The 13,026-nt window shown below is 69.5% G+C and carries 15 protein-coding genes; 10 read left to right on the top strand and 5 right to left on the bottom strand.

Annotated elements, in window-relative coordinates:
• Positions 1–178: 178 nt before the first annotated feature.
• Positions 179–1,111, bottom strand: a complete 933-nt coding sequence (locus tag D514_RS30235; RefSeq protein ID WP_017830106.1) for a hypothetical protein — start codon at positions 1,109–1,111, stop codon at positions 179–181.
• Positions 1,112–1,406: 295 nt separating this feature from the next.
• On the opposite strand from D514_RS30235, the gene purL reads away from it, so the two are divergent.
• From purL to D514_RS30205, 7 genes are all read left to right on the top strand, one after another.
• The gene (purL, locus tag D514_RS30230) at positions 1,407–3,737 is read left to right on the top strand and encodes a phosphoribosylformylglycinamidine synthase subunit PurL (protein ID WP_017830105.1); all 2,331 of its coding nucleotides are present in this window, start codon (positions 1,407–1,409) and stop codon (positions 3,735–3,737) included.
• Positions 3,734–3,889, top strand: coding sequence for a hypothetical protein (locus D514_RS38975; protein ID WP_017830104.1), 156 nt, complete (start codon positions 3,734–3,736; stop codon positions 3,887–3,889). Before purL ends, D514_RS38975 begins: the two co-directional genes overlap by 4 nt.
• 89 nt (positions 3,890–3,978) lie before the next feature.
• Complete coding sequence (locus D514_RS30225; RefSeq protein WP_017830103.1) at positions 3,979–4,329, top strand: TraR/DksA C4-type zinc finger protein; 351 nt, start codon at positions 3,979–3,981, stop codon at positions 4,327–4,329.
• Between the two features lie 38 nt (positions 4,330–4,367).
• Positions 4,368–4,826: a VOC family protein gene (locus D514_RS30220; RefSeq protein WP_017830102.1), complete on the top strand. Its 459-nt coding sequence runs from the start codon at positions 4,368–4,370 to the stop codon at positions 4,824–4,826.
• A 7-nt stretch (positions 4,827–4,833) separates the two neighbouring features.
• Positions 4,834–5,679 carry a hypothetical protein gene (locus D514_RS30215; protein ID WP_017830101.1) on the top strand — a complete coding sequence of 282 codons (846 nt, stop codon included), beginning with the start codon at positions 4,834–4,836 and terminating at the stop codon, positions 5,677–5,679.
• A gap of 73 nt (positions 5,680–5,752) precedes the next feature.
• Entirely contained in the window at positions 5,753–6,511 is a 759-nt protein-coding gene (locus D514_RS30210; RefSeq protein ID WP_017830100.1) for a hypothetical protein, read from the top strand.
• Entirely contained in the window at positions 6,508–7,356 is an 849-nt protein-coding gene (locus tag D514_RS30205) for an SMP-30/gluconolactonase/LRE family protein (protein ID WP_017830099.1), read from the top strand. The genes D514_RS30210 and D514_RS30205 overlap by 4 nt, the downstream gene beginning before the upstream one ends.
• A gap of 103 nt (positions 7,357–7,459) precedes the next feature.
• Here the strand turns inward: D514_RS30205 and D514_RS30200 are convergent, their stop codons facing one another.
• Both D514_RS30200 and D514_RS30195 read right to left on the bottom strand, forming a co-directional pair.
• Positions 7,460–8,314 (bottom strand): fumarylacetoacetate hydrolase family protein, encoded by an 855-nt coding sequence (locus D514_RS30200; RefSeq protein ID WP_017830098.1) that lies wholly within the window; start codon positions 8,312–8,314, stop codon positions 7,460–7,462.
• Between the two features lie 13 nt (positions 8,315–8,327).
• On the bottom strand, positions 8,328–9,302 hold the full coding sequence (locus tag D514_RS30195) for a C-terminal binding protein (RefSeq protein ID WP_017830097.1): 975 nt from the start codon (positions 9,300–9,302) through the stop codon (positions 8,328–8,330).
• 88 nt (positions 9,303–9,390) lie between these two features.
• Between D514_RS30195 and D514_RS30190 the strand changes: the two genes are divergently transcribed.
• Together D514_RS30190 and D514_RS30185 are read left to right on the top strand one after the other, a co-directional pair.
• Positions 9,391–10,140, top strand: a complete 750-nt coding sequence (locus D514_RS30190; protein ID WP_017830096.1) for an SDR family NAD(P)-dependent oxidoreductase — start codon at positions 9,391–9,393, stop codon at positions 10,138–10,140.
• A complete protein-coding gene (locus D514_RS30185) occupies positions 10,133–10,477 on the top strand; it encodes a nuclear transport factor 2 family protein (protein WP_017830095.1) in 345 nt (114 codons plus the stop codon). The genes D514_RS30190 and D514_RS30185 overlap by 8 nt, the downstream gene beginning before the upstream one ends.
• Before the next feature lie 31 nt (positions 10,478–10,508).
• On the opposite strand, the gene D514_RS30180 is transcribed toward D514_RS30185, so the two are convergent.
• On the bottom strand, positions 10,509–10,817 hold the full coding sequence (locus D514_RS30180) for a hypothetical protein (protein WP_017830094.1): 309 nt from the start codon (positions 10,815–10,817) through the stop codon (positions 10,509–10,511).
• Between the two features lie 70 nt (positions 10,818–10,887).
• Complete coding sequence (gene dinB, locus D514_RS30175) at positions 10,888–12,084, bottom strand: DNA polymerase IV (protein ID WP_017830093.1); 1,197 nt, start codon at positions 12,082–12,084, stop codon at positions 10,888–10,890.
• A gap of 102 nt (positions 12,085–12,186) precedes the next feature.
• Between dinB and D514_RS30170 the strand changes: the two genes are divergently transcribed.
• Positions 12,187–13,017: a zinc-ribbon domain-containing protein gene (locus D514_RS30170; RefSeq protein ID WP_031205902.1), complete on the top strand. Its 831-nt coding sequence runs from the start codon at positions 12,187–12,189 to the stop codon at positions 13,015–13,017.
• Positions 13,018–13,026 lie beyond the last annotated feature (9 nt).

The raw sequence follows: 13,026 nt of genomic DNA, 5'->3' as shown, positions 1-13,026 counted from the left end.
GACCAATCTACGGACGGCCCCACGCCGTCGCATTTCACGTTTCCGTCCGTGACGGCGATTCCCGGCGGGGCATCCGTCGGGAGATCGGACGGATGCAGGAGCAGAAGACGGCGAGTCTTCCTGCATCCGTCCCTGCTCCCTACATCCGGCGCATCCGCGGCGCGGCCCTCGCAAGGAATCACTGCGGGGCAGGACGCCCCCGGGTCAGATGCTCGATGGTCGCCTCCGCGACGGACGTGACGGAGGATGCGTCTTCCCCGACGGGAACGGTGAACCGCAGCCAGTCGGCACCGACACGAGCGTCGAGCACCGTCCGGCCGTAGAAGTCGACTCCCGTGAGGGCGGCGTCCGCGCCGGTGAGGGAGACCGGGCTCCCGGCGTCGAGCTTCTCGAACGCCCACGCACCAGAGGGAAGGGTGGTGAGTGCGACCATCGTGGGATCGCCGTACGGGTCCGGCCCCGTCGCGTACATGCAGTACTGCGCTCCTTCACTCGCGAAGTAGATCTCCGCGGCCGTTCCCCACCCCCCGAGCTCGGTGTAGTCCATGATCACGACTTCCCTGCCCAGGATCTCGGATGCCTCCTGCGCGGTGAGCAGCGTCTCGCATCGTGCCCCCGCGATCTTGCTCTGGCCGGGCTCGAAGTCGCGAAGGGTTGCGACAGCCGATGCCAGAACTCCCGCCATCGCCTCGCGAACACGGTCGGCATCGCTCTCGACCAATGCGGAGGACCGCAACGAACCGGTCATGAGCACGTCGCCGTCGCGAAGTTCGATCGTGCACGAGCCGGTAAAGCAGCGGATGCCGTCTCCGGGGATGTCGCTGGCGCCACGCTCCGCCGCACCGTCGATGATCGCCTGCGCACCAGGCACGACCGCGATGCTCCAGTCCGCGGGGGAGGTCGCGTCGGGGTCCAACTGCACGGGGTCGCCCGCCGAGCACGCTATCCCTCCGGCCTGCTGCATCATGTACTGCGCCGGCCCCGGATACCAGATCGGTGTGGATGTCAGGCCCAGGACGTCTTTCTCCCCGCCGACAGACGCCCCCAGAATGCCCGCGACGGCGCTGTTCACGTCGGAGCACGTCACATCGAACGCCGCCTCGGGAGCCACGATGGGTTCCTCTGTGGGTGTCGGCGTCGGATCCGGCGCCGAGGCGGAGGGACTCGGCGATACTTCGGGGGCGGGAGCGCATCCGGCCATGACCAAGACGGTCGCGAGGCCGAGAGGGGCAAGGAGACGCAGGCGCATAATCGCCACCCTAGGATCACCAGGGCGGAAGGCCTCGGTGTTTCGCACAACGATTCGATGAAGGCGGACGGTTCGCATGCTCCCCCAGCCGAAATCCTGTCGGACGCCACGCCGGTAGACTGAACCTGCCCCGCCGGCCCCTTCCTTTGGAGTGCGCGTGACCACCGCCCCTGCACCTTCCCACCAGCACGTCCCCGACTCTGTCGAGAACGCGATCGCGACGCCCGAGAAGGAGCAGCCGTACGCGGCTCTCGGACTCAAGCCCGACGAGTACGCGCGCATCAAGGAGATCCTCGGACGCCGCCCCACTTCGGGCGAGCTGGCGATGTACTCCGTCATGTGGTCGGAGCACTGCTCCTACAAGTCGTCCAAGAACTACCTGCGTCGTTTCGGCCAGAAGGTCTCCGACGAGATGAAGGAACGCCTCATGGTGGGCATGGGCCAGAACGCGGGCGTCGTCGACGTCGGCGAGGGCTGGGCCGTCACCTTCAAGGCCGAGTCGCACAACCACCCGTCGTTCATCGAGCCCTTCCAGGGCGCGGCGACCGGCGTCGGCGGCATCGTCCGCGACATCATCTCGATGGGCGCACGCCCGGTCGCGGTCATGGACGCCCTGCGCTTCGGTGCGATCGACCACCCCGACACCGCCCGCGTCGTGCACGGCGTGACCAGCGGCATCAGCTTCTACGGCAACTGCCTGGGCCTTCCGAACATCGGCGGCGAGACGGTGTTCGATTCCGTCTACCAGGCCAACCCCCTCGTGAACGCGCTCGCCGTGGGCGTGCTGCGTCACGAAGACCTCAAGCTCGCCAACGCGACCGGCGTCGGCAACAAGGTCGTGCTCTTCGGCGCTCGCACGGGTGGCGACGGCATCGGCGGCGCGAGCATCCTGGCCTCCGACTCCTTCGACTCCACCGGTCCGACCAAGCGCCCCGCCGTGCAGGTGGGCGACCCGTTCGCCGAGAAGGTGCTCATCGAGTGCTGCCTGGAGCTGTACCGCGGCGAGCTCGTCGAGGCGATCCAAGACCTGGGCGCGGCCGGCATCTCCTGCGCGACCAGCGAGCTCGCGGCCAACGGCAACAGCGGCATGAAGGTCTCGCTCGACAACGTGCTGCTGCGCGACCCCACGCTCACGGCCGAGGAGATCCTCATGTCGGAGTCGCAGGAGCGCATGATGGCGATCGTCGCCCCCGAGAAGCTCGACGCGTTCCTCGAGGTCGTGAACAAGTGGGAGGTCGAGACCTCCGTGCTCGGCGAGGTCACCGGCGACGGACGCCTCATCATCGACTGGCAGGGCGAGCGCATCGTCGACGTCGACCCCTCGACCGTCGCGGTCGACGGCCCCGTCTACGACCGTCCGGTCGCCTACCCGACGTGGATCGACGCATTGCAGGCGGATGCCGCGGAGAACCTTCCCCGCTCGAACGACCCGGAGACGCTGCGCGAGCAGTTCCTGAACCTCGTCGCCTCGCCGAACCTGGCCGACACGAGCTGGATCACCAACCAGTACGACTACTACGTGCTCGGCAACACCGCCCTGAGCTTCCCCGATGACGCCGGCATGATCCGCGTCGACGAGGAGTCGGGTCTCGGCTTCGCCGTCTCGACCGACGCCAACGGCCGCTACTGCCAGCTCGACCCCTACGCGGGTGCGCAGCTGGCCCTCGCCGAGGCGTACCGCAACGTCGCCGTCACCGGCGCCGTTCCCACCGCGATCACCGACTGCCTGAACTTCGGCTCTCCCGAGAACCCCGAGGTCATGTGGCAGTTCGGTCAGACGGTCGACGGCCTGGCCGACGGATGCTACGAGCTGGGCACCCCGGTCACCGGCGGCAACGTCTCGTTTTACAACCAGACGGGCGACGTGCCGATCCACCCGACCCCGCTCGTGGGCGTGCTCGGCATCATCGACGACGTCTCCCGCCGCATCCCCTCCGGATGGCAGGACGAGGGTCAGAACATCTACCTGCTCGGCACCACCTCGACCGAGCTCTCGGGCTCGGCCTGGGCCGATGTGGTGCACCAGCACCTCGGCGGCCTGCCCCCTAAGGTCGACCTCGCGGGCGAGAAGCGCCTCGCCGGTCTGCTGTCTGCGGCTCGCGACGAGTGGCTGATCTCCTCGGCCCACGACCTCTCCGAAGGCGGCCTCGCGCAGGCTCTGGCCGAGGGCGTCATGCGCTTCGGTGTCGGCGCCCGCGTCTGGCTGAACGAGATCATCGAGCGCGACGGTGTGGATGCCGCATCCGCCCTGTTCTCTGAGTCGACCGGCCGCGTGATCGTGACCGTGCCCCGCGAAGACGACGTGAAGTTCCGCGGCCTCTGCGAAGGACGCGACTACCCGGTGATGCGCATCGGCGTGACCGACAGCGAATGCGCGAAGCTCGAGGTTCAGGGCGTCTTCACCGTGACGGCCGCCGAACTGCGCGAGCGCTCGCAGGCCACCCTCCCGTCGTACTTCGGCCCGACCGTCACCGAGGTCAGCGCATGAGCGACGTGAGCCGTCAGGACTCGAACGACGAGGACTACGGCGACCTCGGCGAGAAGCGCAACCGACGCATGCGCATCGTGGCGTGGACCGTCATCATCGCGCTCATCCTCGGCGGCGGCGGCGCGACCGTGCTCACGCTGCTCCTCGGCTGAACACGGGTCACCGGCCCCGGAAACGGGTCGCCGACCCGGAACACGGCTCACCGGCCCGGGATGTCGGCGGCGGTGCCTAGAGTGGGCGCATGACCGCAGACGCCCGGGAACGCCTGCTCGCGCTGCGCGCCCAGGCCGAGGCGCGCGTGCAGGCCACGGCAGCGACCCTCGACGAGCTCACGCACGACCGGGAGAGCTCGAACGACGACGACGAGCACGACCCCGAGGGCGTCACGCTGTCGTCGGAATGGTCGCGGTTGACGGGGCTCGCAGAGGCCGCAGCATCCGAACTGCACCAGGTCGACGATGCGCTGACCCGAGTGGAGGCCGGCACCTACGGGGTCTGCGCGAACTGCGGAAGACCCATCCCCGCCGGCCGCCTGGAGGCGCGACCGTTCGCGGAGTACTGCGTCTCCTGCGCCGAGAAGCTCGGACGATAGCCCTGACGTGGGCGATGATCGCGAGTAGCATCCCACCCATGCCCATCGCCCTCGAGAACGTCGGTATCGCCGTCCGCGATCTGGAAGCCACCATCTCCTTCTTCACCGACCTCGGTCTGACCGTGCTGGGCCGCGACGAAGTCAGCGGGGAGTGGGCGTCGACCGCGGTCGGGCTCGACGGCAACCACGCCAGGATCGCCGTGCTGCAGACCCCCGACGGGCGCGGCCGGATCGAGCTGTTCGAGTACATCCACCCCGCCGCGATCGAGACCGAGCCGACCCTGCCGAACGAGATCGGCATGCACCGCATCGCCTTCTCGGTCGACGACATCGACGAGTCGCTGGCGATCGCCGCCCGTCACGGCTATCACCCGCTCCGCGGCGTCGCCAACTACCAGGACGTCTACAAGCTCACCTATCTGCGCGGCCCGAGCGGCATCCTCGTGATGTTCGCGCAAGACCTGACGAAGAGCGGAGCCCGCCGAGAAGTAGGCTGAACTCATCATGGACGAGTTCATCCAGGGCTTCTGGAACTTCGCGCAGCACTACTGGTGGCTCATCTTCCCCATCATGGGAATGGCCGGTGGTATCGCGAAGGGCTGGGAACGCAGCTCCAAGCGCCGACACGAGCGCCGTCTGGAGACTCTCCGCATGAAGGCGCAGCTGAAGACCGCCGAGATCGAGGCGCGTGCGCTGACCCAGCAGGCCCGGCGCCGCGGGCCCTCCGTCGTCGACACGACGGCATCCGTCGCCCCGAACGACCTGGTCGCGCGCCTGTTCAGCGAGCACGACGAGATCACCGCACGCTGGCTCGACTACGAACTCGACGTGGCGAAGCTCATCGCCTTCCCCGCCATGAGCGATGGTCGCCAGCCCCTGACCGCCGCGTTCCTGCGCGCCAAGAAGACGGCGGATGCCCTGCGCCCGGCCTCGGCAGACGCCAAGGTGTCGGAGCAGCAGGTCACCGAGTATCTGCAAGCCGTCGGCGACTACGCGGTCGCGTTCGAGATCGCCGAGAAGGACGCCAGACGCCTGCGCGATTCGACCTTCACCGAACCGGAGCGCAAGCGCCTCGACCGCGCGCAGCAGCTACTGAAGGTCGCGGTCGACGAATCGGCCACACAGGCCGAACGCAACGTCGCCTACAAGCGCGTGCGTGAAGAGCTCGACGGGCTCATCCTGCTCTCCGACGACGCGGTCACCGTGCTCGAGAAGCAGGTGGCCAGAGAGATCTCCGCGCCGGCAGCACCATCAGTATCTGAGCCGACCGCGGCAGAGTCCGCCGCCGCGGAGCCCGCCGCGCCTGAGCCCGAGCGGATCCGGCTCCCCCGCCGCGACGAACAGTCCTGAAGCACAGGCACATCCGCGGGTTCTGCCCGCACCCCCGCCCCACCCGGGCGGACGACGACGGAGGCATGCCGCAGTGATCACTCGGTTCGAAGAGCTCGACTGGCAGTCCACCCCGATCGGCGACCTCACTCTGCGCCGGCGCACGGAGCCCGCGGTGGGACAGGAGATCTACGAGGTCAAGCTCGGCGACGAGTACCTGATGTCGAGCCTGTTCACCGTGGCGGAGGAAGAGCTCGCCGACCTGGGGTTGGCGGCTGTCGACGGCGACGACCTCTCGGTGCTGGTCGGCGGGCTCGGACTCGGCTACACCGCCGTCGCGGCCCTGCGGGATGCGCGAGTAAGCGCCCTCACGGTGATCGACCGACTGGGCGCCGTGATCGGGTGGCATGAGCGCAAGCTCCTCCCGGTGTCGGCGGAACTCGTCGACGATCCGCGCACGACCCTGCGCGAAGACGACTTCTTCGCGGTGATGCGCTCCGCGCCCGTCGAGGGTCGCACCGGGTACTCGGCGATCCTCTTGGACGTCGACCACTCTCCGCGGCACCAGCTGGATGCGACGCACGCCGACCTGTACGACGCCGCCGGTCTGCGCGCGCTCGACCGTCATCTCGCCCCCGAGGGCGTCTTCGCCCTGTGGTCGGATGACCCGCCCGACGAGGAGTTCATGGTCGAGTTGAAGGCCGTGTTCGATGACGCCGTCGCTCATGTCGTCGACTTCGAGAATGCCGTCACGGGCGGCACGTCGTCGAACACCGTGTACGTGGCGCGCAGTCGCAGAACGGCTACCGGGGCGCTCGATGCCTCCGCTGCGCACACCGGCGGGGACGCATGACCCCGGAGAACGTCACCGGTCCGATCGCCCACCACGCCGAAGCACCCGTCTGGTGGGCGGGCTGGGGCGGCTTGCGCTGGGTCGACGGAAGCGCGGGCGACCTGCTCACGCTGCGACCCGAGGGCGTGACCCGTCAGCACATCGACGACGAGTACCTGGCCTTCGCTCGCCCCCGATCCGGTGGCGGCCTGGTGGCGGTCGGCGCCCGCACGCTCTACCTCGCGGACGACGTCGACGGCGACACCTGGGCCGTGGCCCCGCTGGGCGATGACCCTCTTGTGCGCATGAACGACGGCTGCTGCGATCCTCGCGGCCGGCTGCTGGCCGGTTCGATGGCCTACGACGCCGCGGCCGACGCCGGAAGCCTGCTGCGCCTCGACGCCGACCTGAACATCGCGACAGTGCTGGCGCGGACGACGATCTCGAACGGCGTCGGCTTCTCGCCCGACGGACGGCGCGCGTACTACGTCGACACCGCGACGCACCGCATCGACGTGTTCGACGTGGCCGAGGGGGAGCTGCGCGGGCGACGCGCCTTCGTCGTGATCCCCGAGGAACAGGGGTCACCCGACGGCCTCACGGTCGCCGCCGACGGCAGCGTGTGGGTCGCCCTTTGGGGCGGCAGCGCCGTGCACGGCTACGACGCCGCCGGACAGCGCATCGCGACGATCGATCTCCCGGTACCCCAGGTCAGCGCGTGCACGTTCGGCGACGACGACCTCGGCACGCTCTACATCACCACCTCGGCGCAGGGCCTCGGCCCCGACCACGGCACCGAGGCGGGTTCGCTCTTCGCCGTGCGACCGGGCGTGCGCGGCCTCCCCGTCATCCCCTTCGCCGGCTGAGACCTCGCCGCAGCGCCGACGGCCTCTGCCCGAGGCACGGTGCACTCAGCGAAAGGAACCGTGCCCCGGACACAGGCCGCCGGGTAGAGGAGGATGACGCAGGTCAGCGCAGGTGCACCCGCTCGGTGCGCTGGTGCTGGCGACCGAGTCCCTCGATCTCGATCGCCATCTCATCGCCGTCCTGGAGATACGGGAACCGGCCGGAGAGCGCGACGCCCTGCGGGGTGCCGGTGTTGATCACGTCGCCGGGCTCGAGCACCAGGTAGTGGCTCAGCTCGTGCACGATCTGCAGCACCGGGAAGATCATGTCGGCGGTCGAGGAGTCCTGCCTCGGCTCGCCGTTCACGAAAGACCGCAGCCGCAGCGCCTGCGGATCGACCTCGTCGGCGGGGACGAGTGCCGGCCCGAGCGGGTTGAACGTCTCGGAGCACTTGCCCTTCGACCACTGCCCGCCCGACACGTCGAGCTGATAGGCGCGCTCGGACACATCGTTCGAGATCGTGTAGCCGGCGATGACCTCACGAGCGGCATCCGGCGACGACAGGTAGCGCGCGGTCTTGCCGATCACGACCGCCAGCTCGACCTCCCAGTCGACCTTCTCCGCACCGGGCGGCAGCAGCACGACATCGTCCGGGCCGACCACCGTGTTGGGGTGCTTGAAGAAGATCACCGGATGCTCGGGCGGCACGGATCCGGACTCGGCCGCGTGGGCGGCGTAGTTCTGGCCGATGCAGATCACCGCGGTCGGGCGGGCGACCGGAGCGCCGATGCGCAGCCCGTCGACAGTGGCCGCGGGAAGCTCGCCGCGGCCGAGGGCCTCGCGCACGCGGGCGATGCCGTCGGCGGCGAGGAAGGCACCGTCGATCTCGGCGGTGAGGGGCGCCAAGTCGTAGGTGACACCTGCCTCCCGCACGTAGGGACGCTCGTGGCCGACGGGGCCGAGTCGCAAGAGTTGCATGGTGTTCCTTCCGTCAGCGCGCGACGGCGAAAGTCGGGTTGACGATCGGCACGGATTCGCCGGCCAGATAGCGGATGATGTTCTCGGCCGCGTGCACCGGCAGGTCCGCCAGCGCCTCGGGTGAGTACCAGGCGGCGTGCGGGGTGAGCAGCACGTCGTCGAGGTCGCGCAGCGGGGAGTCGGCAGCGAGGGGCTCCCCCGCGAACACGTCGAGCGCCGCGGCGCCCAGGTGCCCGGCACGCAGCGAGGCGGCGAGCGCCTCCTCGTCGATGAGCGGACCGCGGCAGGTGTTCACCACGACAGCACCCCTCTTCATGGTCGCGAGGGCCGCGGCATCGATCAGATGGCGGGTCTCCGCGGTCAGCGGCACATGCAGGGTGAGGATGTCGGCCCGGGCCACGGCATCCGGGAACTCGACCAGCTCGCATCCGGCGTCGCGCACCGTGTCGGCGGAGGCATACGGGTCGGCGACGAGCACGCGGAACCCGAGCGCGCGGCAGCAGCGGGCGACCATCGAGCCGATACGGCCGAAGCCCAGCACCGAGACCGTGGTGGCCGAGGGGCGCACGGCGAGCGGGCGGGCATCGACGGCCTTCCAGGTGCCGGCGCGCACGGCACGGTCGTAGGCGGGGAGGCCGCGGGCCTGCGTCATGATCATCGCGATCGTGTGCGCGGCGACCTCTTCGATGCAGTAGCTCGGGGTGTTCGCGACCGCGATGCCGCGGGCGGTCGCCGCCTCGACGTCGACCATGTCGTAGCCGATGCCGACCCGGCTGATGATGCGCAGGTTCGGCATCCGGTCCATCACCTCGCCGGTGATCTGCGCCCACTGCACGACCAGACCCTCGGCGTCGGAGCCGATGGTGGCGAGGTCGTCGATGCTGCCGGAGGCCGCGCGTTCGGCACGCAGCCCGGCCTGTCGGAGGGTGTCTTCGATGACGGTTCCCGGCAGGTCGCAGTCGCTGACGAGGATGAATGGCTCGGTCATGGATGCGATGCTATAGCATCTAGCAGATGGATGCACGACGTCAGGCCGATCGCTCGCCCTCACCGGAATTTGCTATAGCATCGATCTCATGACTGCTCGCCGCGCATTGATCACGGGGGCCAGTTCCGGTATCGGAACCGCCGCCGCCCTCGAACTGGCCCGCGAGGGTGCCGCCCTCTGGATCACCTACACGGGGCGGGAAGCCGAAGCCCTCCGCGTCGCCGAGGAGTGCCGCTCCGCGGGGGCGCCCGAAGTGCAGGTCTCGCGCCTCGACCTGCGTGAGCGGGCGTCGATCGACGCCCTGATCGCCGAAGTCGCCGCCGCATGGGGCTCGCTGCATGTGCTCGTCAACAACGGCGGCGTCTGCCCGTACACCCCCTACGACGACATCGAGTTCGACGAGTGGGACATGGTCCTCGAGACCAACGCGCGCGGCACCTTCTTCCTGACCCGTGGCGCTCTCCCGCTGCTCCGGGCCGCCGAGGGAGACCGCTCGGTGATCAACATCGCCTCGATCGCCGGCCAGGTCGGCGCACTGCAGACCGGCATCCACTACGCCGCGAGCAAGGGAGCGATCCTCGCGATCACCCGCAGCTTCGCCCGGCACCTCGCTTCCGAGGGCATCCGCGTCAACGCCGTCACTCCTGGTCCCGTCGCGAGCGCGATCACCGACCAGCTGCAAGGGGCGGGGCGCGAGAAGCTCGAAGCCGACATCCCGCTCGGCGCGTTCGGACAGCCGGAAGACGTCGCCTGGGTCATCGCATCGCTCGCGTCGGAGCGCGCCCGGTTCATCACCGGCGCCACCTACGACGTCAACGGAGGAGTTCGCATTGACTGACCGCACCGCCCGTTCTGCCCTCGATACCGTGCAGGCACAGCTCGACGCCTTCAACGCGCACGACCTCGATGCGTTCGTAGCGACCTACGCCGAGGACGCCGTGATCACCGGTGTCGCGCCCGAGCCCGTGGTCGGCTCCGCCGCGATCCGCGCGTTCTACGAGCCTCGACTGCAGAACCCCGAGCTGTCGTGCGTCATCGAGACCAGCGTGCTGTTCGGCACCCGGTGGGTCGTCGCGCAGGAGCAGGTCATCAACGCGGGGGTCGCCACCGAGACCATCGCGACCTTCGACGTGGTGGACGGGCTGATCGCGCGGGCCTCGATGCTCAAGGCCTGAGCGCGAGGGCATCTCGCCCAGCGCACCGTCTTCACACCAGATCGAAGACCTCGATGGTGTCCATGCCGAAGAAGCTGGTCTTTCGGGGCTCCACCGTCGCCATCCTCGGAATCCGGTCGAAGCGCCGATGGTCGGGAGCAATCATCAGGCGGAACGGACCTCGCGCGAGTGCGACGGTCAGATGCGCGTCGTACCAGCACAGCGCCTGTCGACGCGAGGCCTTCTGCGCCCACCAGTGGAGGAGAAGCCAGGCGACGAAGGCGAAGGGGATCAGGACCCAGAGCAGGAGCCCGCGCACCAGCAACACCAGGAACCATCCCTTCTGGCTGAGTACGTTCATCTGCGGTTGTGCCCCTCTTCGGCTCGGCGCCGTCGAGCCCAAAGTATCGGACTGATCCGTGACTCCCCGCTCACTCGTGCTCCGGGAGGATCGGGGACGACCATCCAGGGTCGCGCCCGAGCTGCGCCGCCCGCGAGACCGAGGCCGCGCCGTAGCGACCCCGCAGAGTGTCGAGCACGGTGTCGAGGCGGGCCTCATCGCCCCAGTCGATCGGCAGTTCGGGCTGCACGCGGTCGGTGTGGTCGAGCTGCGACAGCGAGATGCCGATCAGAGTGATGCCGCGGTCGGTGATCTCGGCGTGCGCGGCGGCGAGCAACGTGCGCGCGAGGGTGAGCAGCACGGCGGTGCGATCGGTCGGTGCACGGAGCGATCGGGAGCGAGTCGCCTTCGAGAAGTCGCCGAAGCGCAGGCGCAGCACGACGGTGCGACACACACGATCGCCGTCGCGGAGGCGCCGCCCCAGCCGGTCGACGATCTGCGTGAGGATGAGGTCGAGTTCCTCTGCCGAGCGGGGGCGGCTGCCGAGCGCACGCTGCGAGCCGATCGACCCGCGTCGCCGAGTGGTGTCGACCGGCCGCGGATCCCGCAGACGAGCGAGCGCGTGCACGTGCGCGCCCGTCGCCTTGCCCAGCATCCGCTCGGCGGTCGCCGCCTCGAGCTCGGCGAGCTCTCCGACCGTGCGGATGCCGTAGCGGTGGAGCTTCTCGGCCGTCACGGCGCCCACACCCCACAGGCGTTCCACGGGAAGAGGGAGAAGGAACTCCTCCTCCCGATCGGGTTCCACGACCAGCAGCCCATCGGGTTTGCTCACGGCGCTGGCGACCTTGGCCAGGAACTTGGTGCGCGCAACCCCGACCGAGATGGCGAGTCCCGCCTCCGCCCGCACCCGTTCGCGCAACCGTGCCGCGATCTGCTCGGGGCTGCCGGCGATGCGTCTGAGACCCCCGACCTCGAGGAACGCCTCGTCGATCGACAGCCCCTCCACGAGCGGGGTGGTGTCGCGGAAGATCGCGAACACGTTCTTGCTGGCGGCGGAGTACGCCTCCATGCGCGGCGGGACGACGACGGCATCAGGGCAGAGCTCTCGCGCCTGCCGGCCGCCCATGGCGGTGCGCACCCCGCGCGCCTTCGCCTCGTAGCTCGCCGCCAACACGACCCCGCCGCCCACGATGACGGGTCGACCGCGCAGTTCCGGTGCATCACGCTGCTCGACCGACGCGTAGAACGCATCGAGGTCGGCGTGCAGCACCGTCGCTTCCCCACGCATCCGTTCTCCTGTCGACGTGCGGATCGTCGCACGAACCGGGGACACCGGCATCGATGTCGAGAGGCGGGACGGGGTGTCTGTGGCGGCCGGTATGGTCGGCGCGTGCCGGAACCGGTGAAGCAGTGGTGGGCGCGACGGCAGTTCTCCCGCGGTCGCGCCGTTCCGTATGACGTGGGCACCTATCGCGCCGGATGGGCGGCGTATCCGGAACTGGTGCGGCAGTACCACCCCGAGCTGAACCACGGCATCGCCCTGTCGCAGATCCCGCTGGCGGCCGACGTGCTCCTGTGCTGGGAGTGCGCGGTCGGCCACCGGTTCGCCGCGACGCCGACCGAGCAGCGCGAGCGTCCTGGACAGGTGCGGCGCCGCTCCGCGTGGTGCCCCGAGTGCTCTGCCCTCGCCCGTCCGCAGCCGGTCGTGCTCGGCGAAGCACGCGCCCGCCCCCGCGCACCCCGTCGCCCCGCGCCCGCGCTCTGCACGAAGACGCCCGGCCTTCCCGCGGGCACCGCGTTCGTGAGCGAGTGCGCCCCTAAGCCCGCATCCGCGGCCGAGGGCCGCCTGCGAACCGCACTCGGCGCAGTGATCGACTTCGACCCGACCATGAACGCGGTGAAGGTCTCGCGCCCGTTCTTCCGCCACACCGAGGTCTGGCCCGACATCGTGTTCCCGGAGCTGCGGATCGCGCTCGAATACGACACCGTCGGCCGTCACGGTCTGGAGCACGTGGGCAAACGCCAAGACGCGGACCTGCGCAAAGACCGCGCGCTCCGTGCCGCGGGCTGGGAGGTCATCCGCATCCGCACCGGGAAGCTCGAGCCCCTCGGTCCGCACGATCTCACGCTGTCTTCGGTAAGTGGGAAGAGCATCGCCCGCATCGTCGACGAGCTGCGGGTCATTCGTGGCGCACTGCTCGTGGATGCCTATCTGCGGTGACGCAGAGCC

This window comes from Microbacterium sp. UCD-TDU, from assembly GCF_000340625.1.
Taxonomy (GTDB): domain Bacteria; phylum Actinomycetota; class Actinomycetes; order Actinomycetales; family Microbacteriaceae; genus Microbacterium; species Microbacterium maritypicum.
This window is presented reverse-complemented; position numbering and strand designations above follow the sequence as displayed.

What these genes read in the sequence shown, in the direction of transcription:
- D514_RS38975 (WP_017830104.1), top strand. Translation starts at nt 3,734, where the DNA reads ATGAGCGACGTGAGCCGTCAGGACTCGAACGACGAGGACTACGGCGAC.
- D514_RS30225 (WP_017830103.1), top strand. Translation starts at nt 3,979, where the DNA reads ATGACCGCAGACGCCCGGGAACGCCTGCTCGCGCTGCGCGCCCAGGCC.
- D514_RS30220 (WP_017830102.1), top strand. Translation starts at nt 4,368, where the DNA reads ATGCCCATCGCCCTCGAGAACGTCGGTATCGCCGTCCGCGATCTGGAA.
- D514_RS30215 (WP_017830101.1), top strand. Translation starts at nt 4,834, where the DNA reads ATGGACGAGTTCATCCAGGGCTTCTGGAACTTCGCGCAGCACTACTGG.
- D514_RS30205 (WP_017830099.1), top strand. Translation starts at nt 6,508, where the DNA reads ATGACCCCGGAGAACGTCACCGGTCCGATCGCCCACCACGCCGAAGCA.
- D514_RS30200 (WP_017830098.1), bottom strand. Translation starts at nt 8,314, where the DNA reads ATGCAACTCTTGCGACTCGGCCCCGTCGGCCACGAGCGTCCCTACGTG.
- D514_RS30195 (WP_017830097.1), bottom strand. Translation starts at nt 9,302, where the DNA reads ATGACCGAGCCATTCATCCTCGTCAGCGACTGCGACCTGCCGGGAACC.
- D514_RS30190 (WP_017830096.1), top strand. Translation starts at nt 9,391, where the DNA reads ATGACTGCTCGCCGCGCATTGATCACGGGGGCCAGTTCCGGTATCGGA.
- D514_RS30180 (WP_017830094.1), bottom strand. Translation starts at nt 10,817, where the DNA reads ATGAACGTACTCAGCCAGAAGGGATGGTTCCTGGTGTTGCTGGTGCGC.
- dinB (WP_017830093.1), bottom strand. Translation starts at nt 12,084, where the DNA reads ATGCGTGGGGAAGCGACGGTGCTGCACGCCGACCTCGATGCGTTCTAC.